Raw genomic sequence first — 19,161 nt, 5'->3', positions numbered from 1 at the left:
GGTCGCGACAGGCGCCGGGTCGCTACGGGTGCCGGGTCGCTACGGGTGCCGGGTCGCTACGGCCGGCGGGCTGCCACGGCCGCCAGGTCGGACCCTGGCGTAGCGGCGGGGCGACGTGCGACGGGTCTGCCGACGTCGCTTTATTCGGCTGGGCTCAGCGCGCCGAGCGTTTGGCCGCGCCGGGCTTGCGCTTCTTGTTGTGCGGGCGGCTCTCGCCCTTAGCGCGCTTGGGGGCCCAGCGTGGATCCCTAGCGATCTCCTTCGCCTGGGCGGCCGGTCCGGCGGCAGGATCTGCGACCGCGCGTCCTGAGGGGCGGCGGGCGCCGGTGAGTTCGGCCAGCTGGCGGTCGCCGGAGCGAACTTCGACGACGGTGACCGTGACGCCCGCTCGGCGCGCCAGTTGCTCGGCGGCGTCGCGATCGTCGGGGGTGACGATGGTGACCACGGTGCCGGATGCGCCGGCGCGGGCGGTGCGGCCGGTGCGGTGCAGGTAGTCCTTGGGGTCTTCGGGCGGGTCCACGTGCACGACCAGTGAGACGTCGTCGATGTGCAGGCCGCGGGCGGCGACGTCGGTCGCGACCAGGACCGGGGCGGTGCCGTCGGCGAAGGCCGCGAGGGTGCGCGAGCGCTGGTTCTGGAGCTTGCCGCCGTGCAGGGCGACCGCGCCGATGCCGGCCTCGCGTAGGCGGCGGGCCAGTTTGTCGGCACCGTGCTGGGTGCGGACGAACAGCAGCGTGCGGCCTTGGCGCGCAGCGATTTCGGTGACCACCGCGCGCTTGTCGGTGCGGCGGATGTGCAGGGCGTAGTGGGAGATATCGGGCACGGCTGCGGGGGTCGCGCCCGAAACCGGCCGATCCGCAGCCGAATTCGCGCCGCTTTCGCCGGCCGCGTCCGCAGACGCGGTGATAGTCGCGTCCGAATTCGCGGTGCTCGTGCCGGCCGAGTCCGTGGATGTGGTGGTAGTCGCGTCCGAATTCGCGGTGGTTGCGCCGGCCGCGCCCGCGGATTTGGTGGTAGTCGCGTCCGAATTCGCGCCAGCCGCGCCTGCGGATGCAGTGGTAGTGGTAGTGGCAGTCGAGTTCGCGGTGTCGCCGGTGGCCGAGTGCGCTGTGCCGCTAGTGGCCGAGTTCGCGCCAGTTGCTGCGCCCGCACCGGAGTTGGCCACATCGACCGTGGCCAGGTTCGCTGTGTCGCGAGAGGTCGAGTCTGAGCGCCCCTCGGCCGCGTCTCGACCAGCCGGCGCGCTCACCGCGTGTTCGACGGGATCGCGCAGGTACTTCTGCACCAATCCGTCGATGGTCTCGTCCAAGGTCGCCGAGAACAGCAGCTTCTGCGATGCTGCGGGCACCTTGTTCAGCAGGGCGGTGAGCTGCGGCATGAAGCCGAGTTCGGCCATGTGGTCGGCTTCGTCGACGGTGACGACCTGAATCGCGGAGAGCCGCACGGCTTTCCGGCCGAGTAGGTCGGTGAGGCGGCCGGGGGTGGCGATCACGATGTCCACGCCGCGGGCCAGGCGTTCTTCCTGCTTCTTGATCGGCAGGCCGCCGACCGCCGTGGCCAGGCGCAGGCCCAGGGAGAGCGCGGGCTCGTCGAGGGCGGTCTCGATCTGGATCGCGAGTTCGCGGGTGGGAGCGAGGATCAGCCCGCGCGGGTGGCGCGGCGTGCTGGGCGCGCCGAAAAGCCGCACCAGCAGGGGCAATCCGAATGCCAGGGTCTTGCCCGATCCGGTTGCCGCGCGGCCCAGCACATCCCGGCCCGCGATAATGTCCGGGATTGCGGCGGCCTGGATGGGGAACGGCCGGTCGATGCCGTCGCGGCGCAGCGCGTGCACCAGCACCGGCGGCAGGCCGAGGTCGGCGAAGCGGAGGTCGCCCTCGCGGGTGACGGTCGAACGGCCGGCGGACTGCGGAGATGCGGAGATGGTGGATTCCTCGCTGGGGGTGGGCATGCCGACGGCGGGCATGGCGGATTCCGATCCGCCGGGGGCGGATTCGCGGGCAGGGCCGCAGGGATCAGGCACGGCTGAGCAATCGGCTCAGTTCTTGCAGCCAGGGAATGGCGACGGCCATGGTGGGCACGATGAGGATCGCGGCGGAGGCGAGATAGGCGACCGTGGCGATCTTGTAATCGCCGATCGGGCCCGCCAGCCGCTGAATACGAATCAGCGTGGTCGGTCCGCCGACGGCCATGGCTCCTTGCGGGGCAGGCGAATTGGAGCAGGCCACCAGGGCGCGAGCGAGCGGCGTCGGCCCCGTCACCTTGACCGCGGAATCGTCGGCGAGCAGTTCGATCAGCAGCTTCACCGAATCCAGCGCCGACTTCGACCGCACCACCCGCGGGAACGCCTCGTGGGCGGCGGTGAACGCCTCCAGCACGAGATCGTGCCGCGCGCGCAGATGCGAGCGTTCGTGGCTGACGATGGCGGTGAGCTCCGCATCGGACAGGCTGGTGACGGTGCCCTGGCTCAGCACCACGCGCTGTCGCAAGCCGGGCAGGCAGTAGGCGATGGGTTCGGTGGCGGCGAGCACCCGGATATCGGCGGCCTGGCGGTGCACACCGGATTGATCGAGCAGGTCGACCAGCATGCGGTGGCGGGCGCGGCGACGGCGGGTGTGGATGCCCACGCGCACGACCGACCAGATCAACCGCCCGCCGATGAGCAGGGTGAGCGCGAAAACGGTGACATAGGCCAGCCACAACGGCAGGCCGAGCGCATCGATCTCACGGGTGGGGGAGGTGGTGGGCCGCCCGTCCTCGCCGGGCACCAGCAGCCGGCTCGCGATGGCCAGCCCGGAACCGAACGCCGACAGCACCGCTGCCAGCGCCACCGCCTGCCACAGCACCAGCGCCGCCCGCGGACTGCGGTACGGCCACTTGGCTCGGCTGAGCAGCGCCGGGACCGGTCCCGCCAAAAGCAAGGCGAGACCGGCGAATACCAGCGCTGTTGCGTCCATACCTCAGCTCACTGCGTTGTGTCGGCCAGGGCGAGGCTACGGCTGCTTGGAGTCTCCGGACTTCTTGCGCGCTGCCTCGGTGGCTTCGAGCTTAGCGAGTGCGTCCCGCAATGCGGCAGCCTCATCGGCTCCCACCTGTTCGACGAAGTGCACGAGCGCGGCGCGGCGGCTGCCGACTTCGTCGGCTTGCTGGAGCGCGTCCACCATGAGGGAGGCGACGAGTTCGTCGCGGGTGTGCACGGGTGCGTAGCGGTGTGCGCGGTCGTCGCGCTGCTGGACCACCAGGTTCTTCTTCGCCAGTCGCTGCAGAACGGTCATCACCGTGGTGTACGCGAGTTCGCGACGCTCAGCGAGGGCTTCATGGACCTGCCGGACGGTTTGAGGTTCGTCGGCCGACCACAACTGGTCCATGACCGCTTTCTCGAGTTCACCAAGACCTGCCATTCCATAAGCTTACGGAGACTCCGACAGAAATGCGTACTACAGGTCGTCGTAACCGGGGGTTAGCTACTGTGTGATTGGTTACAACTCTCGTGACTCTCAGGGGCTTCGCCCCCGAACCCCCTCGTCTGCCGGGCGATCTGTGGCCGACGAACTCTCGAGACTTCGGGAGTACGCCGTGGGCGAACTACAGGGTTCCGCGAGTTTGCGTCCGCGAAATTTGAGGCTTCGCGCGGGTGAGCTTCAGGGCTTCGAGCGTTCGCGCGGGTGAGCTTTGGGCATCGCGCGTCTGCGCTGTGAAAACGCGGGACCTCGGGGGCCGCGCTCGAACTCTCGGGGTTCGAGTGGTCAGGGGAGAACGTGGCGGGTGCCGATGGGGACGATCATGGGGCGGCCGGAGACGGGGCAATCCTGGACTTCGGCTTTGAGGTTGAAGACTTCTTGGAGGAGGTCGGCGTCGATGATGTCGGCGGGGGTGCCTTGGGCGACGATGCGGCCGGAGTTCATGACGATGAGGCGGTCGCTGTAGCGGATGGCCAGGTTGAGGTCGTGCAGGACCATGACCACGGTGCGGCCGAAGTCGTCGTGCAGGCGGTCGACCAGGTCGAGGACTTCGAGGGAGTGGGCGAGGTCGAGGTAGGTGGTGGGCTCGTCCAGGAGGAGGATGTCGGTGCCTTGGGCCAGGGCCATGGAGATCCAGGCGCGTTGGCGCTGGCCGCCGGAGAGTTCGTCGAGGGTGCGGTCGGCCAGGTCGGTGATGCCGGTGTGTTCCAGGGCGCGCAGGACTTCGGATTCGTCGTCGGAAGACCATTGGCGGAGCCAGGATTGGTGGGGGTGGCGGCCGCGGGCGACCAGGTCGGCGACGGTGAGACCTTCGGGGGCGACGGGGGTTTGGGGCAGCATTCCGACGATGCGGGCGATGTCGCGGGTCTTGAGGGTGCTGATCGCCTTGCCGTCCAGGACTATTCGGCCGTCGCGGGGGCGCAGCAGGCGGCCGAGGGAGCGCAGCAGGGTGGATTTGCCGCAGCCGTTGGGGCCGATGACGGTGGTGATCAAGCCGGGTTCGATGTCGATCGACAGGCCGTCGACGATGACGCGGTCGCCGTAGCCGAGCGTGACGTTCTCGGCGGCGAGGCGGTGAATGTCGGCCGGGTGCTCCGCGGAGATCGTCATAGCGTGGCCTTCCGATTGGCGCGAACGAGCAGATAGAGCAGGAACGGCCCGCCGAGCGCGGCGGTCACCACGCCCACGGGCAGGTCGACGGGAAAGACGGTGCGGGCAGCCAGATCCGCGCCCACCACGGCGATCGCGCCGGTGAGGGCGGAGGCGAGGATCGGTTCGCCGGGGGTGCGCAGCAGGCGGCGTGCGATCTGCGGGGCGGCCAGGCCGACGAAGCCGAGCGGGCCGACGGCGGCGGTGGCGAGGGCGGTGCAGGTGACGGCGGCGCCGAGCAGGATCGCCTGCTGGGTCTGGATGCGTACGCCGAGCACGCGGGTGGTGTCGGCGCCGAATCGCATGGCCGCCAAGGCGCGAGCGGACCCGGCGATCACCAGGAGCGCGACCGCGAGGCCGACGGCGGCGGGCACCAGAGTGGACCAGTCGGCATTGTTGAGCGAACCGGTCAGCCACTGCTGCGCGTGCGCCGCGTCGGTGAGCGTCGCCCGGGTGAGCAGCCAGCTCACCACCGACAGCAGCGCCGCATTGACGCCGATGCCGATGAGCACCAACCGGAATCCCATCACTCCACTATCGCCGCTCACCGACCGACGCCACGTGAGCACATAGATGAGCACCGCGGTCGCCAGCCCGCCGGTCAGCGCCGCCAGCGGAACACCCACCGACGCAACCGTTCCCGTCACCGCCCCGCCCGCGCCGACGATCACCGCCACCGCCCCGCAGCTGGCTCCGGACGTGATGCCGAGCATGTCCGGACTGGCCAGCGGATTGTGCAGAATCGACTGCGCCACCGCCCCCGCCAGCCCGAGCGCCGCCCCCGCCACAATCGCCGTCATCGCCCGCGGCAACCGCGAATCCATGATCACGAACCGCTGCGCCCGAGTTCCCCCGCCGCCCAGCACATCCAGCACCTTCGCAATCGGAATATTGAAGTCGCCCACCGCGATATCGAGCGCGAACAACCCCAGCAGCAGCCCCGCGAGGACGAGCGAGATCACCAGCACCCGCACCCGCAGCACGGCGGAAAGCCCGCCGATTCGTACTGCCCGTCGATTGGTCAGCGAAGCGTTGTGCCCGCCTTTGCCGTTGGTCAGCGTGGCGGATTTCAAGTCCGCTGCGCCGGAGTCGGTGTTTCCATCCGGCCCGCCAGGAGTCCGGGAGCGTGGCCCGGCGGAGGTCTCGTATTCGCCTGTCGCGTCGGGAATACCGCGGTCCGATTCATTGGCCGCCGTGCGTTTTTCCTGCGGATCGTGCCCGAGCGGGCCGGGCTGGGTCTCGGTGCGGGTGTTCGAATCGCTCACAGGCTCACCAGCTTCCGGCGGCGGACCAGCAGGATGAAGAAGGGGGCGCCGATCGCGGCGAGGGTGACGCCGGCTTGGAGTTCTCCGGGGCGGGCGATCAGGCGGCCGAGCGTGTCGGCGATCAGCAGAGTGATCGCGCCGACCAAGCCCGAATAGGGGAGCAGCCAGCGATAATCCGGACCGGTCCAGGCGCGGGCCAGGTGGGGAACTATCAAGCCCAGGAAGGCGATCGGGCCGACGGCGGCGGTGGCGGCGCCGGCCAGTAGCACGATGGCGGCCAGGCCCAGGGCGCGATTGCGGGCGATGTTCACGCCGAGTCCGCGCGCCACGTCGTCGCCGAGGCCCAGCAGGTTCAGGCCGGGCCCGGCGGCCAGGGCCAGCAGCAGGCCGATGATCAGGAAGGGCAGGACCTGCTGGAAGACCGAGGGGTCGTGTCCGGCCACGTCGCCGACCACCCAGTAGCGGTAGGTATTGAGCGCGGTACCGTCCAGCAGCACCACGACATTGGTCATGGCCTGCAGGAACGCGGTGATCGCCGCGCCCGCGAGGACCAGGCTGAGCGGGCTCGCCTTCCCGCCGCCGACGGACGAGACGCCGAAGACTGCGACGCCCGCCAGTAGCGCGCCCGCGAACGCGAACCAGATGTATTGCGCGGGCGTGGTGAGCGCGAGCAGATGGATGCTCAGCGCCGCCAGGAATGCCGCCCCGGCATTGATGCCCAGCAAGCCCGCATCCGCCAACGGGTTTCGGGTATACCCCTGGATGAGCGCCCCGGCCATGCCGAGCGCGAGCCCGCACACCAACGCCAGTCCGGTTCGCGGCAGCCGCAATTCACGCACGATCTGCGCGGTGGATCCGTCCGCCGCACAGGTCAGCGGCCACCCGTCGGGGCAGGTCAATGCGTCGTACACGCCGCGCAGCGGGATGGCCCGGGACCCCAGCGCGATGCTGGCGGCGACCGCTGCCAGCAGGAGCACGAGCAAGACGAGGAGTCCGATCAGACGTCGCCGTCTGGGGGTGAGGGCGGCTGGCACGGCGACGAACTACTCCTGACCTGAACCAATAGGTCTGGTAAGCCTAACCTAGCTTCCGGAAGCCCGGAAATCTTCACACTGAGCCCCCGGCCGGTACGGCACCGAATCACTCCAGGTTGTTCTTCGCACATTGCCCAGAAAGATAAGTAAGCCTAACCTTATCTACCGATTCGGCCGGATAGCCACAGATTGAGGAGGTTCGTGTGCCCGAACCCGTGACCGTTTGCCCGCCGCGCGATTCCCGGATCTCGTTCGCCCGCGCCTGCACCCGGCTGCGCGCACTGCAACCCGAGCACCCCCGCGTGTATGCCGTCGCGGCCATGTCCGAACAGGGCAAGCGCCGTTGGTGGCGGCTGGCCGACGGCGTACGTGAGGGACGCATCGAGTTGATGTACCGGCGGCACGCCGCCGAGATGAGCAATGCCGATATCGCCGCCGAAGTGGTCGCCACCGCGCTCATCCACGCCGTCGTCGGCCGGGTGCTGGCCATGGTCGTCTCCGAGGGCCGCGCCTGGGATCCGGGCCTGGAGAACCTCTGGCTGCACACCGACAACGACGGCGGCATCGATTGGGCCGGTCTGGCGGACACCACGATTCGCGTGATCGACGGCGACCTGCTCACCGGCGAACCCGGTGTGGTCGCGCTGCCGTGCGAGGCCGCGCTCTACGTCTGGCTCGCCGCTCGCTGCGAACCCGCCCTGGTGCTGATCCAGGAAGCGCTGGGCCGCTGCGCGGGCCTGGGCGCGCGCCGGTTCTGGTCGCTGGTCGCGGAGTCGGTGGTCGGCGCCGCGACTTATGTTCCGGCCCTGGCCAATACCTCCTCGGCGCAGGGCGCCAAGCGCGGTCAGGACATGCTGGCCGCGCTGGCCGATCGTGGCCTGCCGGTGCGCCGGGCCTGCCTCAGGTAGGCGATCCCGAACCGGATGGACCGTTGTGCGGGCCGGGTCGTCTTGTCCCGGTCCGCATATCGGGTGCGCTACCAGGTGACCGGCAGTCGCTCCAAGCCTCGGAACATCCGCCCCTGCCGGAACGGGATCTCCTCGACGGGGACGGCGAACGCCAAGGTAGGGAGGCGCTGGAAGAGCGTGCCGATGGCGACCTGGAGTTCGATGCGGGCCAGATGAGCGCCGAGGCAATGGTGCGGGCCGTATCCGAAAGCCAGGTGCGGGTTTTCGAGGCGGGTCAGGTCGAGTTGGTCGGGATTGTCGAATACCGCCGGGTCCCGGTTCGCGGCGGGATTGTGTGCGACCACCGCATCACCGGCACGCAGCGAGGTGCCGCCCAATTCGATGTCCTCGACCACGATTCGGCTCAACAGCGGGCTGATCGCGGCCGGGGTGAAGCGCAGCAGTTCCTCGATGGCGCGGGGGAGCAGCGCCGGGTCCGCGCGGAGCAGCTCGAGTTGCCGCGGGTGGGTCAGCAGGGTGTAGACGAAATTGCCGATCTGATTGACGGTGGTCTCGAACCCCGCCATCAGCAACGTCACCCCGAACTGCACCAGCTCGTCCTCGCTGAGCGCGTCCTGTTCGTCGCGTGCCTGCACCAGCGCACCCAGCACATCGTCGGTGGGCTGCTCCCGGCATTTCGCCACCAACCCCTCCAGGTAAGCCTTGAGCGCCTCCCGCGCGTGCACGATCTCCTCCGGCGGGTAGGCCGACAGCGCGAGCGCCGCATCGGTCCACGCCCCGAAGCGCTCTCGATCCTCGTACGGCACACCCAGCAGCTCGCAGATCATCGTGATCGGCAGCGGCACCGCGAGATCACGCACCAGATCGCCGTCGGGTCCGCGCTCGATCATCCGATCCAGCAGCCCGTCGACCACCTCCTGTACCCGGGGCCGCAGCTGCTCCATCCGCCGGTTGGTGAACGCCCCGGCTGCCAGCCGCCGCAGCCGCGCGTGCTCGGCGCCGTCCATCAGCACCAGGCTGGTGTCGTTCGGCGGCAAGGGAATCGAGCGCGGGATATCGGCGCCGAGCGCGGCCGCCCGGCTGAAGCGGGGGTCCGCCAGCGACACCTTCACATCCGCGTGCCGCGCCGCCAGCCAGGCATCGCCGCCGAACAGCATGGACACTCGCGCCAGCCCGTCGCCGTCGCGCAGCCGGACGAGTTCGGGTTCGATCTCCAACCGCTCAGCCGTACCGGTCGGTATCGGGCAGACGGCGGGCGGGTGGGTCTGTTCCGTCGGCATCGGCGGGCCTTTCGCGGGGCAGGCCGGGATCGGCCTGCCGGATGGAAACCGCTGTCACACAAGAGATTCAGCCGGTATCGGTCACGTTACCAACGATGCCCCGGGCGCGAGCGAAACCGCCGGGTTCCCGAACGCGCGGCCGGCCCGGGCGCTACCCGCTGGTCTGTTCGCTCGTTCACCGAGGCGGTGGCGACCGGTGGGGTAGCGTCTATTGCCTGAGATGGCTGTCCGCGGAAGGGAGTGGCACGCATGCCGGGAACGCAACGGCCGCTCTATCAAATGAAGGCGGATTTCTTCAAGACGCTGGGGCATCCGGTGCGGATTCGGATTCTCGAATTGCTCAGCCAGCGCGAGCATGCCGTCTCGGAGATGCTCGCCGAGGTCGGGGTGGAACCGGCGAATCTTTCGCAACAGCTGTCGATTCTGCGCCGGGCGGGGCTCGTTACCTCACGGCGCGAGGGACTTTCGGTCGTCTACGAACTCACCACCCCCGATGTCGCGTCGCTGCTGGCCGCGGCCCGGGCGATTCTCACCGGCGTGGTGGCGGGCCAGGCCGAGGCGCTCGAGCACACCGCCTAGTTCGGCTGTTACCGGTCAGTTCGATTTCGCTCTGCGCGTTGCACTTTCGTTCATCGGGGTTGACAGCACCGGGTACGGCTCGCCACGCCGTTGCCGCTGGTGACAGCCGAAGCGTTCAACGCTATTCACTGATTGCAGAAATTGAAAATTGCATACCTTCCAGAATTCTTCAGCAATCCATGAAAGCCGGGTATGGCCGCTCGGTAGCGTCCTCGCGGCATCGAGCCGAACGGCAAGTGAGAGGACAACCCCCATGGCGAATATGGATGTCGTACTGAAGGAACTGATGCTCCTCGACGGAGCGCTGGGCGCCGCCGTCGTGGACTACGACAGCGGCATGGCGCTCGGCACGCTCGGCGGTTCGCGATCCCTGGATCTGGATATCGCCGCCGCGGGCAATACCGAGGTGGTGCGCGCCAAGATGCGCACCATCGAACAGCTCGGCCTCGGCGAGACCATCGACGACGTGCTGATCACCCTCGGGACCCAATACCATCTGGTGCGGCCGCTGCGCGGGCGCGGCGCCCGGGGCCTGTTCCTGTATCTCGCGCTGGACCGGTCCCGGGGCAATCTCGCCTTGGCCCGGCACCGCCTCAAGGATGCCGAGGAGAGCTTCGAGGTGTGACGGCCACGGCGGCGCGCAGGGCCTCGAGCTGCGGCGGCGTGCCGAGCGCGATCAGGACCATGCCGGCCTGCAATCGGATGCCCCCGTTGGGATTCGCGATGAAGCGCGTCGACGGTGCGCAGGGCCAGTACCAGCGCACCGGTGGTCCGCCGCAGCTCCGCATCGGCGACGGTGCGGTCCGGCGCCGCCGAACCGGGCCCGATGCCGATCTCCTCGATACGGAATTCCAGTGTCTCGTCGTGCATGACGACATCGAGGAATTCCGCGACATTGGGTTGCAGCGCGAAGGCCGCCATCCGCCGGCCGCCGATCAATTGCGGATTGACCGCCCGATTCGCACCCGCCCGAAGCAATTTCGATTTCGAGCCTTCGGTCCGTGCCCTGGCGATGATCACCAGATCGGCGCGGATGGCGCGGCTCGACAGGGTCACATAGACATTGTCGGCATCGCCGTCGAGCGCGGCGATCAGCGCGTCGGCGTGCTGGATCCCGGCGGCCTCCAGCACGCTGTCATCGGTGACATCGCCCAGCACTCCGGGGAATTCGAGCTCGGCCAGCCGTTGCGGGTCGCGATCGACGACCACGATCTCTTTGCCGAGCCCGGCCAGGTACTGCGCGGTCGAACGGCCGACCCGCCCCCAGCCGCACACGATGACGTGCCCGCGCATGCGCTGTATCCGGTTGTTCATCCGGCGTCGCTCCCAATGTTGATGGACGTGGCCGTCGATCAGCGCCTCGAGCAGGACGCCGAACATGTAGAAGACGGTCCCGGCGCCGAACAGGATGAGCGCCATGGTGAACACTTGCCCGGTCGCGCTCAGTGGGTGTACTTCGCGGAATCCGACCGTGGTGATCGTGGTGACGGTCTGATAGAGCGCGTCCAGATAGCCGAACCCGAGCAGGCGATAACCCTCGGTGCCGGCCGCCATCACGAGCAGGAACGCCACGAGAACCCGGCTGAGTCGGCGAATCGGGTTCACGCCGTGATTGTCTCATCGATTGTGCCCGGCGCGCGCCGAGCGCGAATAGTGAAAGGCGGTGGGTTCCACTGAGTCAGGGAACCCACCGCCCGGCAGGAGATCGAGGCCGCGGCAGCCCTCCGGGCCTCGCTCGATCCAAGCGCCGAATTTAGTATAGGTCAGGCTTACCTAACTTGCAATAGCGCGGGCCGGATCGGGGGCGGCGCTCGCGTGTTGCGGGGGTCCGGCGCGTTTGCGTGGCGGGCGCGTGCCAGTGTGGATCTCATGGCAGATCAAGATTTCTCGTCGATCAAGTCGATGGCCGACGTGACACCCGAGCTGATGAACCAGTTCAGCGAGGGCACTTTCACCGATCTCATCGGGTTGAAGTTCACCGAGATGGGGCCGGACAAGGTGGCCGGTGAATGGGTCGTCACGCCGCAGTTGTTCCAGCCGGCGGGCATCGTGAACGGCGGGGTGTACTGCACCGTCATCGAGACCCTGGCGAGCGTGGCGGGCAGCTGCTGGTTCGGCAATCGCGGGACCGTGGTGGGCGTCAACAACAACACCGACTTCCTGCGGGCGGTGCGCGAGGGCGTGCTGCGCGGGGAGGCGACGCCGATTCATCGCGGTCGCTCGCAGCAGCTGTGGGTCGTGGTGATCACCGACGAGCAGGGCCGCACGGTGGCGCGCGGGCAGGTCCGGTTGCAGAATCTGGCTGCTCAGAGCTGATTTCGGCGCGCGGGTCGCGACGAAACATGGAGGTAACGCGGGGCGTGCCAGAATGACCGACGACCCGCCCCGCGACCTCGGTGAGGAGCCCGAATGCGTCTGACGCCGCACGAGCAGGAACGCCTGCTGCTGAGTTATGCGGCCGAGCTGGCCCGGCGGCGGCAGGCCCGGGGGTTGAAACTGAACCACCCCGAGGCGATCGCGATGATCACCGATCATGTGCTGGAGGGCGCGCGGGACGGGCGCACCGTCGCGGAGTTGATGGCCAGCGGTCGCACCGTGCTGCGGCGCGAGGACGTCATGGACGGCGTGCCCGAGATGATCCACGACGTGCAGGTGGAGGCCACCTTCCCGGACGGCACCAAGCTCGTCACCGTGCACCACCCGATCGGATGACGACATGCTGAATCCAAAGCAGGCTCCGCTCGTGCCTGGCGAATATCTGTGCGCCGAAGGCACTATCGAGCTCAATCCGGGCGCGGACCGCATCGAACTGGATGTGGTCAATACCGGTGACCGGCCGGTCCAGGTCGGTTCGCACGTGCACTTCCCGCAGGCCAATTCGGCGCTGCGCTTCGATCGCGAGGCCGCGCACGGCCGCCGCCTCGACATCCCCGCCGGTACCGCGGTGCGGTTCGAACCCGGTCTGGGACAGCGGGTTTCCCTGGTCCCGCTGGGCGGCACCCGCGAAGTGCACGGAATCAGCCTCACGCCACCCGGAAAGCTGGATGCCTGATGGAACTCTCCCGCGCCCGATACGCCGAGCTCTTCGGGCCCACCACCGGCGACCGGATCCGGCTGGCCGACACCGATCTGCTCATCGAGATCACCGAGGACCGCAGCGGCGGACCGGGACTCGCCGGAGACGAGGCGGTGTTCGGCGGCGGCAAGGTGCTGCGCGAATCCATGGGCCAGGCGCGCGCCACCCGGGCCGAGGGCACCCCCGACACCGTCATCACCGGGGTGGTGATCGTCGACTACTGGGGAATCATCAAGGCCGACATCGGCATTCGCGACGGCCGCATCTGCGCCATCGGCAAGGCCGGTAACCCCGACACCATGACCGGGGTGCACCCGGATCTGGTGGTGGGCCCCTCGACCGAGATCATCGCGGGCAACGGCCGCATCGTCACCGCGGGCGCCATCGACTGCCATGTGCATTTCATCTGCCCGCAGATCCTGGACGAGGCCATGGCGGGCGGCATCACCACCCTGGTCGGCGGCGGCACCGGGCCCGCGGAGGGTTCCAAGGCCACCACCGTCACGCCCGGCGCGTGGCATCTGGGCCGCATGCTCGAGGCCACCGACTCCTGGCCGGTGAACATCCTGCTGCTCGGCAAGGGCAATACGGTGCGCGCCGAGGCCATGTGGGAGCAATTGCGCGGCGGCGCGGGCGGTTTCAAACTGCACGAGGACTGGGGCACCACCCCGGCGGCCATCGACGCCTGCCTCACCGTGGCCGACGCCTCCGGCGTGCAGGTGGCCCTGCACTCGGACACTTTGAACGAGGCCGGGTTCGTGGAGGATACCCTCGCGGCGATTCGCGGGCGGGCCATCCACTCGTATCACACCGAAGGCGCCGGCGGCGGGCACGCGCCCGACATCATCACCGTCGCCTCGTACGCGAACGTGATGCCCAGTTCCACCAATCCGACCCGGCCGCACACGGTCAACACCCTCGACGAGCACCTGGACATGCTCATGGTGTGCCATCACCTGAGCCCGTCGATCCCGGAGGATCTGGCCTTCGCCGAGAGCCGCATCCGGCCCTCGACCATCGCCGCCGAGGACCTGCTGCACGATCTCGGCGCCATCTCCATGATCGGCAGTGACGCCCAGGCCATGGGCCGTATCGGCGAGGTGGTGATGCGCACCTGGCAGACCGCGCACGTCATGAAGCGCCGCCGTGGCGCCCTGCCCGGCGACGGCGCGGCCGACAACAATCGCGTGCAGCGCTATGTCGCGAAATACACCATCTGCCCGGCGGTTACGCACGGTCTCGACGCCGAGATCGGCTCGATCGAGGTCGGCAAGCTGGCCGACCTGGTGCTGTGGGAGCCCGCCTTCTTCGGTGTCCGCCCGCACGCGGTGATCAAGGGCGGCGCCATCGCCTGGGCCGCCATGGGCGATGCCAACGCCTCCATCCCGACCCCGCAGCCGGTGCTGCCGCGCCCCATGTTCGGCGCGTCCCCGGTGGTGGCGGCCGGGACCTCCCTGCATTTCGTGTCCGAGGCCGCCATCGAGGACGGTCTGGCCTCGCGCCTGCGCGTGCACCGCAAGCTGGTGCCGGTCGCGAACGTCCGCAAGCGCGGCAAGGCCGATCTGCCCCGGAACGAGGCCATGCCCCGCATCGAGGTCGATCCCGACACCTTCACGGTGCGCATCGACGGCGAGGTGTGGGCGGAGGAACCGGCACGCGAATTGCCCATGGCGCAGCGGTATTTCCTCTTCTGACGCTGTGCGAATTCTCTCCCGGTGCGCTTAATGCTGGAACCGCGCCGGGCGGCGGGGCAGACTGCGGTCATGACGTCATCCGATTGGGCCGCAGTCGATCGCTACCTCGTGGACACCCTCGTGGGGGAGGCGGACGAGCCGACCCTGCGGGCGAACGCCGAGGCCGGATTGCCCGCCATCGACGTGTCGCCGCCGCAGGGCAAGTTCCTGTATCTGCTCGCCAAATCGATTCGCGCGCAGCGGGTTCTGGAGATCGGCACGCTGGGCGGCTACAGCACCACCTGGCTGGCGCGCGCCGCCGGGAAGTCCGGGCAGGTCGTCACGCTCGAGTTCGAGGACAAGCACGCGCGGGTCGCGCGCGAGAACCTGGATCGGGCCGGCGTGGGGGAGCGGGTGGAGATCCGCGTCGGGGCCGCCCTGGACAGCCTGCCCGTGCTCGAGGCGGAGCGGCCGGAGCCGTTCGACCTGGTGTTCATCGATGCCGACAAGGTCAACAACTCCAACTATGTGCGCTGGGCGCTGAAGCTCACCCGGCCGGGGTCGGTGATCATCGTCGACAATGTGGTGCGGCAGGGCGGGATCGCCGATGCCGGCTCCACGGACGCCGCCGTCCGGGCGAGCCGCGAGGTGATCGAATTGTTCGCCGCCGAACCGCGATTGGACGCGACCGTGTTGCAGACCGTGGGCAGCAAGGGCTGGGACGGGTTCGCCTATGCCGTGGTGCTCGACGAGGACTGAACGGTGGTGCAGCTCACCCGCATTCGGTGACCTGGGCGTTTCCGGCTCCGATCACCGAATGTGAGCACCATCAAATGTTTGCAGGTTGTTTGCTGAAGGGCTTGTCAATACGGTTCTAGCCATGAGCGATCCGTATGGGCCGACCTTCCCTCCGCCCGCATTCATGGCGCCGCAGGAGCCCGGACCCGATTCCGGGGAACGCCAGGGGCTGGGCGGATTCGCGATGATGGCCGCCCCGGTCGCCACCTTGGCGGTCGTGGTCGGCGTGCTGGTGGCCATCATGTGGCAGGCCGACCATCCGGCCTCGGCACGCATCGGCGAAGTCCAGGTGCCGCCGATCGTCAGCGCCACGGCCACCGCCGTGCCCGCGGCATCCTCCTGACACGGTTGAATAGGCGGCATGTCGAAGCGTCGCAATGCCCGCCCGGAGCCCGCGAATTGCCCGTGCGGACTGCCCGCCGCCTATGCGGACTGCTGCGGTCGGCTGCATCGCGGTGAGGTGAAGGCGAGCACCGCCGAACAGTTGATGCGGTCGCGCTTCAGCGCCTTCGCCGTCCACGACGAGGCGTATCTACTGCGCAGCTGGGATCCCGAAACCCGGCCCGCCGACGTCGATTTCGATCCCGGACTGCGCTGGGACCGCCTCGAGATCCTCGGCTCCACCGGCGGCGGGCCGTTCCACACCGAGGGCACCGTCGAATTCCGCGCCCACTACCGCGCCCACGGCGCACCCGGGGACCTGCACGAGAACAGCCGCTTCCGCCGCGATCAAGGCGCGTGGGTGTACCTGGACGGCGATATCACCGACTAACCGCGCGCCGCCGACTCGAATCCGTCGCACATCGCGCGCAGCCCGGAATCCAGCAGGCTCTCCGGATCCAGCAGATCCGAGCCGCCGGTGCCGTGCAATGCCGTCAGCGCCGGCGGCGTGGGCCAGCGCGGCACGCCGTCCAGCAGCGCGGTCAGCCCGGAACGTTCCTCGTCGGCATCGGTGTCGCGTTTGGGTAGCAGCAGCGCGCTCACCTGCTGAAGTGCCACGCCCGCAATGTAACTCCACACCGACAGCGCCATCCGGGTGCCCTCGCGGGTGTCGACGCCGAGTTCATGGAAGCCCTCCACCAGCCAGGCCAGCACGATCAGACTGTGTTCACCGAAGTTGTAGCGCGGCACCGCGAAGGTGAACAGCACCCACGGATGTTCCTGATAGAGACGCCAATCCACCTCAGCGGCGATGCGCACCCGGTCCCGCCAGGTCCAGTCCTGCCCCTCGGCGGGCGGGTACGGATTGCGCCGCGACACCTCGTCGGTCATGGCGGCCAGCAGGGAGTCCTTGTTGGGCACGTGCCGATACAGCGACATGGCTCCGACGCCGAGGCGATCGGCGATCCGGCGCATGGACAGCGCGTCGAGACCGGCTTCGTCGGCCAGCGAGATGGCGGTGTCGACAATGGCGGCCCGGGTGAGCTTGGCCTCGCTCATCGGATAACTCGTTTCCTTCCGGTACCGGGAATGCGTACACTGTACCCCGCTGTTGCGTACGTCGTACGCGTCGCTCGGATCGGGCGGCCTCCACATTTCGAAGCTCGCCCGGAAGGATAAGTGATGCCGAGCACCCTCGTACGCCCAGACACCACCACCTCGCGTCGCGCCTGGCTCGGTCTGGCGGTCCTGCTGCTGCCCGTGCTGCTGGTGTCGATGGACATGTCGGTGCTGTATCTGGCCATGCCGACGCTCACCGGGAGCCTGGATCCGTCCGCCACCGAGCAGTTGTGGATCCTCGACATCTACGGGTTCATGATCGCCGGGCTGCTCATCACCATGGGCAATGTGGGTGACCGGATCGGGCGGCGCAATATTCTGCTCGCCGGTGCGACGGTGTTCGGGCTGGCCTCGATCCTCGCGGCCTTCGCGCCCAACGCGGCGGTGCTGATCGCGGCGCGGGCGCTGATGGGCGTGGGCGGCGCGACGCTGCTGCCCTCCAGCCTGGCCTTGATCTCCACCATGTTCCCCGAGGCGCGGGCGCGAGCGACCGCCATCGGCATCTGGACGGCGTTCTTCGCGGGCGGCTCGGCGGTCGGGCCGATCATCGGCGGCGTACTGCTGCACCACTTCTGGTGGGGTTCGGTGTTCCTGATCAATACGCCGGTGCTGCTGGTGCTGCTGGTCTTCGGGCCGATCCTGCTGCCCGAGCACAAGGCGGCGGGGCGCGGGCCGCTGGATCTGCTGAGCGTGGTGCTGTCCATCGGCGGCATCCTGCCGATCGTGTACGCGGTCAAGCATTTCGCGGCGGAGGGATTCGATCTGCCGGTGATCGGGATCGGGCTGATCGGCGTGCTGCTGCTGGTGCTGTTCGTACGGCGGCAGCGGGTGCTGGACGAACCGCTGCTGGATCTGAGCTTGTTCAAGCGCGGATTGTTCTCGGTGGCAATCGGTTCCAGCACCGTGGGCATGCTGGCATTGGCCGGGATGAGCTTCCTGACCAGTACCTATCTGCAATCGGTGACCGGGCGTGACGCCTTGCAGGCGGCGCTGCTGGGCATTCCGATGGCGGTGGTGGTGTTCGTGACCTCCATGAGCGGGGCGCGGATCGGCCGGCTGCTGGGCACCCGGGGCGCGTTCGTGCTGGCGCTGGGTATGGCCGCGGTCGGTAACCTGCTGCTGCTCGGTGTCGGCGTGGACGGTGGAATCGGCTGGTACATCGCCGGTTCCGTGGTCGCGGGCGCGGGGCTCGGCACGGCGTTCACGCTGGTGTCCGAGGTCGCGGTGTCGTCGGTGCCGGCCGAGCGGGCCGGGTCGGCGGTCGGGATCTCCGAGACCAGTTTCGAGCTCGGCAACGGTCTGGGGCTGGCGCTGCTGGGTTCGCTCGCGGCGCTGGTGTTCCGCAACGGCGGGGATTTCGGGTCCACGCTCGGGGAGACCATCGCGCACGCCGGCGGCGACACCGCGCTGATCGATGCGGCGCGGGCCTCGTTCGTCGACGGCATGCACGTGGCGACCACCGCGGGCGCGGTGCTGCTGGCGGCCATGGCGATCGTCGCGGCGGTCGCGCGGACCGGCAGGACCGAGCCCGCCGAAGCGCCCGCCCAGCTGGTGCACTGAAGGTCAGTTGCCGAATACCGAGGCCATGATCTCGGCGGCCCATTTGTTCAAGGGCGTGACGATCCGCTGGTGCACCCAGCGGATCGGCCGCGTCACGCAGGCCGCCCAGACCACGGCCAGCAGGCGTAGCAACGGGTGCGCGACGGTGCGGTAGAGCCAGCGGCACGGGGTCACCACCAGGAAGTTCACCACGGTGGTGGCCACCTGCCAGCCGAAGACCACGATGGCGATCAGGGCCAGCAGGAGCGGGCGCAGCACCCAGCGCCACAGCATGCGCAGCGGCCAGGCGATGACCCAGCGGCCCAGGAATTCGAAGGCGACGGCCAAGGCCTCGAGGGCGGGCCGCAGCACCTTGCGCCACAACCACACCATCGGCACCACGATCAGCCAATAGCCCAGGAATGCCAGGCCTTTCGCGATCTGCACGAATACCCAGGCCAGTCCGCGCAGCGCGGGGAGCAGCAGCCGCCGCCACACCCATTCCTCGACGGCTTTCTTCAACGGCCGCAGCAGGAAATCGAGCAGGAACGCACCCAGTGGCGTGAGCACCGCGCCCCACAGCAATTGCTGAATGAGCAAGCCCCACAAATAGTTCTTCACGAACGTCCAGACCGGCCGAATCACCCAGTACCAGGACAGTTTCGCCGCCGGAGCCAGCAACTCCTCGACGAAGTACCGCAGCGCCGCCCGCACCATGCGGCCTAGCAGCTTCAACCCCTCCCACACCAGGCGCGGCGGCACGAAGATCACCATCGCGATCGCCCGGCCGATCCAGCCCGCTATCGAAACCCGCTCCGGCGTAGCCTGATCCGGATTCGGTGTCACCATGTTCGTATCCCTTCCCCGTGCACCGGGATCCATCCTGATCGAGAAAGGGCTTC

At 68.7% G+C, this 19,161-nt stretch carries 20 protein-coding genes and 1 pseudogene; 11 read left to right on the top strand and 10 right to left on the bottom strand.

The window, feature by feature from the left end; genetic code table 11:
• Positions 1–154 precede the first annotated feature (154 nt).
• From LTV02_RS14165 to LTV02_RS14140, 6 genes are all read right to left on the bottom strand, one after another.
• Entirely contained in the window at positions 155–1,963 is a 1,809-nt protein-coding gene (locus LTV02_RS14165) for a DEAD/DEAH box helicase (RefSeq protein ID WP_233040442.1), read from the bottom strand.
• 49 nt (positions 1,964–2,012) lie between these two features.
• Entirely contained in the window at positions 2,013–2,954 is a 942-nt protein-coding gene (locus LTV02_RS14160) for a M56 family metallopeptidase (protein WP_067709722.1), read from the bottom strand.
• Between the two features lie 36 nt (positions 2,955–2,990).
• Entirely contained in the window at positions 2,991–3,398 is a 408-nt protein-coding gene (locus LTV02_RS14155; protein WP_067709720.1) for a BlaI/MecI/CopY family transcriptional regulator, read from the bottom strand.
• 345 nt (positions 3,399–3,743) lie between these two features.
• Entirely contained in the window at positions 3,744–4,568 is an 825-nt protein-coding gene (locus tag LTV02_RS14150) for an ABC transporter ATP-binding protein (RefSeq protein ID WP_269821627.1), read from the bottom strand.
• Positions 4,565–5,665 (bottom strand): FecCD family ABC transporter permease, encoded by a 1,101-nt coding sequence (locus LTV02_RS14145; protein ID WP_408639400.1) that lies wholly within the window; start codon positions 5,663–5,665, stop codon positions 4,565–4,567. The genes LTV02_RS14150 and LTV02_RS14145 overlap by 4 nt, the downstream gene beginning before the upstream one ends.
• A gap of 203 nt (positions 5,666–5,868) precedes the next feature.
• Complete coding sequence (locus LTV02_RS14140) at positions 5,869–6,849, bottom strand: FecCD family ABC transporter permease (RefSeq protein ID WP_233040441.1); 981 nt, start codon at positions 6,847–6,849, stop codon at positions 5,869–5,871.
• 260 nt (positions 6,850–7,109) lie between these two features.
• Between LTV02_RS14140 and LTV02_RS14135 the strand changes: the two genes are divergently transcribed.
• On the top strand, positions 7,110–7,814 hold the full coding sequence (locus tag LTV02_RS14135) for a hypothetical protein (RefSeq protein ID WP_067709714.1): 705 nt from the start codon (positions 7,110–7,112) through the stop codon (positions 7,812–7,814).
• Positions 7,815–7,882: 68 nt separating this feature from the next.
• Here the strand turns inward: LTV02_RS14135 and LTV02_RS14130 are convergent, their stop codons facing one another.
• The gene (locus tag LTV02_RS14130) at positions 7,883–9,094 is read right to left on the bottom strand and encodes a cytochrome P450 (protein ID WP_233040440.1); all 1,212 of its coding nucleotides are present in this window, start codon (positions 9,092–9,094) and stop codon (positions 7,883–7,885) included.
• Positions 9,095–9,343: 249 nt separating this feature from the next.
• On the opposite strand from LTV02_RS14130, the gene LTV02_RS14125 reads away from it, so the two are divergent.
• Complete coding sequence (locus tag LTV02_RS14125; protein ID WP_067709711.1) at positions 9,344–9,673, top strand: ArsR/SmtB family transcription factor; 330 nt, start codon at positions 9,344–9,346, stop codon at positions 9,671–9,673.
• 253 nt (positions 9,674–9,926) lie between these two features.
• Positions 9,927–10,298, top strand: a complete 372-nt coding sequence (locus LTV02_RS14120; protein ID WP_233040439.1) for a hypothetical protein — start codon at positions 9,927–9,929, stop codon at positions 10,296–10,298.
• Positions 10,299–10,675: 377 nt separating this feature from the next.
• Here LTV02_RS14120 and LTV02_RS39490 read toward each other — a convergent pair.
• Positions 10,676–11,227 (bottom strand): annotated as a pseudogene (locus LTV02_RS39490) (potassium channel family protein); the annotation flags it as partial.
• A gap of 315 nt (positions 11,228–11,542) precedes the next feature.
• Here LTV02_RS39490 and LTV02_RS14110 point away from each other — a divergent pair.
• The 7 genes from LTV02_RS14110 to LTV02_RS14080 all read left to right on the top strand — a co-directional run bounded on the left by LTV02_RS14110 (position 11,543) and on the right by LTV02_RS14080 (position 15,992).
• Complete coding sequence (locus tag LTV02_RS14110) at positions 11,543–11,989, top strand: PaaI family thioesterase (protein WP_233040438.1); 447 nt, start codon at positions 11,543–11,545, stop codon at positions 11,987–11,989.
• 93 nt (positions 11,990–12,082) lie between these two features.
• Positions 12,083–12,385: an urease subunit gamma gene (locus tag LTV02_RS14105; protein ID WP_067709705.1), complete on the top strand. Its 303-nt coding sequence runs from the start codon at positions 12,083–12,085 to the stop codon at positions 12,383–12,385.
• Between the two features lie 4 nt (positions 12,386–12,389).
• Positions 12,390–12,725 carry an urease subunit beta gene (locus LTV02_RS14100; protein WP_233040437.1) on the top strand — a complete coding sequence of 112 codons (336 nt, stop codon included), beginning with the start codon at positions 12,390–12,392 and terminating at the stop codon, positions 12,723–12,725.
• Entirely contained in the window at positions 12,722–14,443 is a 1,722-nt protein-coding gene (locus LTV02_RS14095; protein WP_233041572.1) for an urease subunit alpha, read from the top strand. Before LTV02_RS14100 ends, LTV02_RS14095 begins: the two co-directional genes overlap by 4 nt.
• Before the next feature lie 69 nt (positions 14,444–14,512).
• Entirely contained in the window at positions 14,513–15,181 is a 669-nt protein-coding gene (locus LTV02_RS14090; RefSeq protein ID WP_233040436.1) for an O-methyltransferase, read from the top strand.
• Between the two features lie 121 nt (positions 15,182–15,302).
• The gene (locus LTV02_RS14085; RefSeq protein ID WP_233040435.1) at positions 15,303–15,563 is read left to right on the top strand and encodes a hypothetical protein; all 261 of its coding nucleotides are present in this window, start codon (positions 15,303–15,305) and stop codon (positions 15,561–15,563) included.
• A gap of 18 nt (positions 15,564–15,581) precedes the next feature.
• Entirely contained in the window at positions 15,582–15,992 is a 411-nt protein-coding gene (locus LTV02_RS14080) for a YchJ family protein (RefSeq protein ID WP_233040434.1), read from the top strand.
• Here the strand turns inward: LTV02_RS14080 and LTV02_RS14075 are convergent.
• Positions 15,989–16,660, bottom strand: a complete 672-nt coding sequence (locus tag LTV02_RS14075) for a TetR/AcrR family transcriptional regulator (RefSeq protein ID WP_067709699.1) — start codon at positions 16,658–16,660, stop codon at positions 15,989–15,991. The two genes, LTV02_RS14080 and LTV02_RS14075, sit on opposite strands and share 4 nt — an antisense overlap.
• Before the next feature lie 123 nt (positions 16,661–16,783).
• Here LTV02_RS14075 and LTV02_RS14070 point away from each other — a divergent pair, with 123 nt between their 5' ends.
• A complete protein-coding gene (locus LTV02_RS14070; protein WP_233040433.1) occupies positions 16,784–18,280 on the top strand; it encodes an MFS transporter in 1,497 nt (498 codons plus the stop codon).
• A 3-nt stretch (positions 18,281–18,283) separates the two neighbouring features.
• Here the strand turns inward: LTV02_RS14070 and LTV02_RS14065 are convergent, their stop codons facing one another.
• Positions 18,284–19,108 carry a hypothetical protein gene (locus LTV02_RS14065; RefSeq protein ID WP_233040432.1) on the bottom strand — a complete coding sequence of 275 codons (825 nt, stop codon included), beginning with the start codon at positions 19,106–19,108 and terminating at the stop codon, positions 18,284–18,286.
• Between the last annotated feature and the right edge of the window lie 53 nt (positions 19,109–19,161).

This window comes from Nocardia yamanashiensis, from assembly GCF_021183565.1.
In the GTDB taxonomy this organism is placed as follows: domain Bacteria; phylum Actinomycetota; class Actinomycetes; order Mycobacteriales; family Mycobacteriaceae; genus Nocardia; species Nocardia yamanashiensis.
This window is presented reverse-complemented; position numbering and strand designations above follow the sequence as displayed.

Excerpts from the sequence above, each read along its gene's own strand:
- LTV02_RS14125 (WP_067709711.1), top strand. The coding sequence starts at position 9,344 with ATGCCGGGAACGCAACGGCCGCTCTATCAAATGAAGGCGGATTTCTTC.
- LTV02_RS14130 (WP_233040440.1), bottom strand. The coding sequence starts at position 9,094 with ATGCCGACGGAACAGACCCACCCGCCCGCCGTCTGCCCGATACCGACC.
- LTV02_RS14110 (WP_233040438.1), top strand. The coding sequence starts at position 11,543 with ATGGCAGATCAAGATTTCTCGTCGATCAAGTCGATGGCCGACGTGACA.
- LTV02_RS14120 (WP_233040439.1), top strand. The coding sequence starts at position 9,927 with ATGGCGAATATGGATGTCGTACTGAAGGAACTGATGCTCCTCGACGGA.
- LTV02_RS14160 (WP_067709722.1), bottom strand. The coding sequence starts at position 2,954 with ATGGACGCAACAGCGCTGGTATTCGCCGGTCTCGCCTTGCTTTTGGCG.
- LTV02_RS14155 (WP_067709720.1), bottom strand. The coding sequence starts at position 3,398 with ATGGCAGGTCTTGGTGAACTCGAGAAAGCGGTCATGGACCAGTTGTGG.
- LTV02_RS14090 (WP_233040436.1), top strand. The coding sequence starts at position 14,513 with ATGACGTCATCCGATTGGGCCGCAGTCGATCGCTACCTCGTGGACACC.
- LTV02_RS14165 (WP_233040442.1), bottom strand. The coding sequence starts at position 1,963 with ATGCCCGCCGTCGGCATGCCCACCCCCAGCGAGGAATCCACCATCTCC.
- LTV02_RS14065 (WP_233040432.1), bottom strand. The coding sequence starts at position 19,108 with ATGGTGACACCGAATCCGGATCAGGCTACGCCGGAGCGGGTTTCGATA.
- LTV02_RS14105 (WP_067709705.1), top strand. The coding sequence starts at position 12,083 with ATGCGTCTGACGCCGCACGAGCAGGAACGCCTGCTGCTGAGTTATGCG.
- LTV02_RS14070 (WP_233040433.1), top strand. The coding sequence starts at position 16,784 with ATGCCGAGCACCCTCGTACGCCCAGACACCACCACCTCGCGTCGCGCC.
- LTV02_RS14075 (WP_067709699.1), bottom strand. The coding sequence starts at position 16,660 with ATGAGCGAGGCCAAGCTCACCCGGGCCGCCATTGTCGACACCGCCATC.
- LTV02_RS14080 (WP_233040434.1), top strand. The coding sequence starts at position 15,582 with ATGTCGAAGCGTCGCAATGCCCGCCCGGAGCCCGCGAATTGCCCGTGC.
- LTV02_RS14150 (WP_269821627.1), bottom strand. The coding sequence starts at position 4,568 with ATGACGATCTCCGCGGAGCACCCGGCCGACATTCACCGCCTCGCCGCC.
- LTV02_RS14085 (WP_233040435.1), top strand. The coding sequence starts at position 15,303 with ATGAGCGATCCGTATGGGCCGACCTTCCCTCCGCCCGCATTCATGGCG.
- LTV02_RS14100 (WP_233040437.1), top strand. The coding sequence starts at position 12,390 with ATGCTGAATCCAAAGCAGGCTCCGCTCGTGCCTGGCGAATATCTGTGC.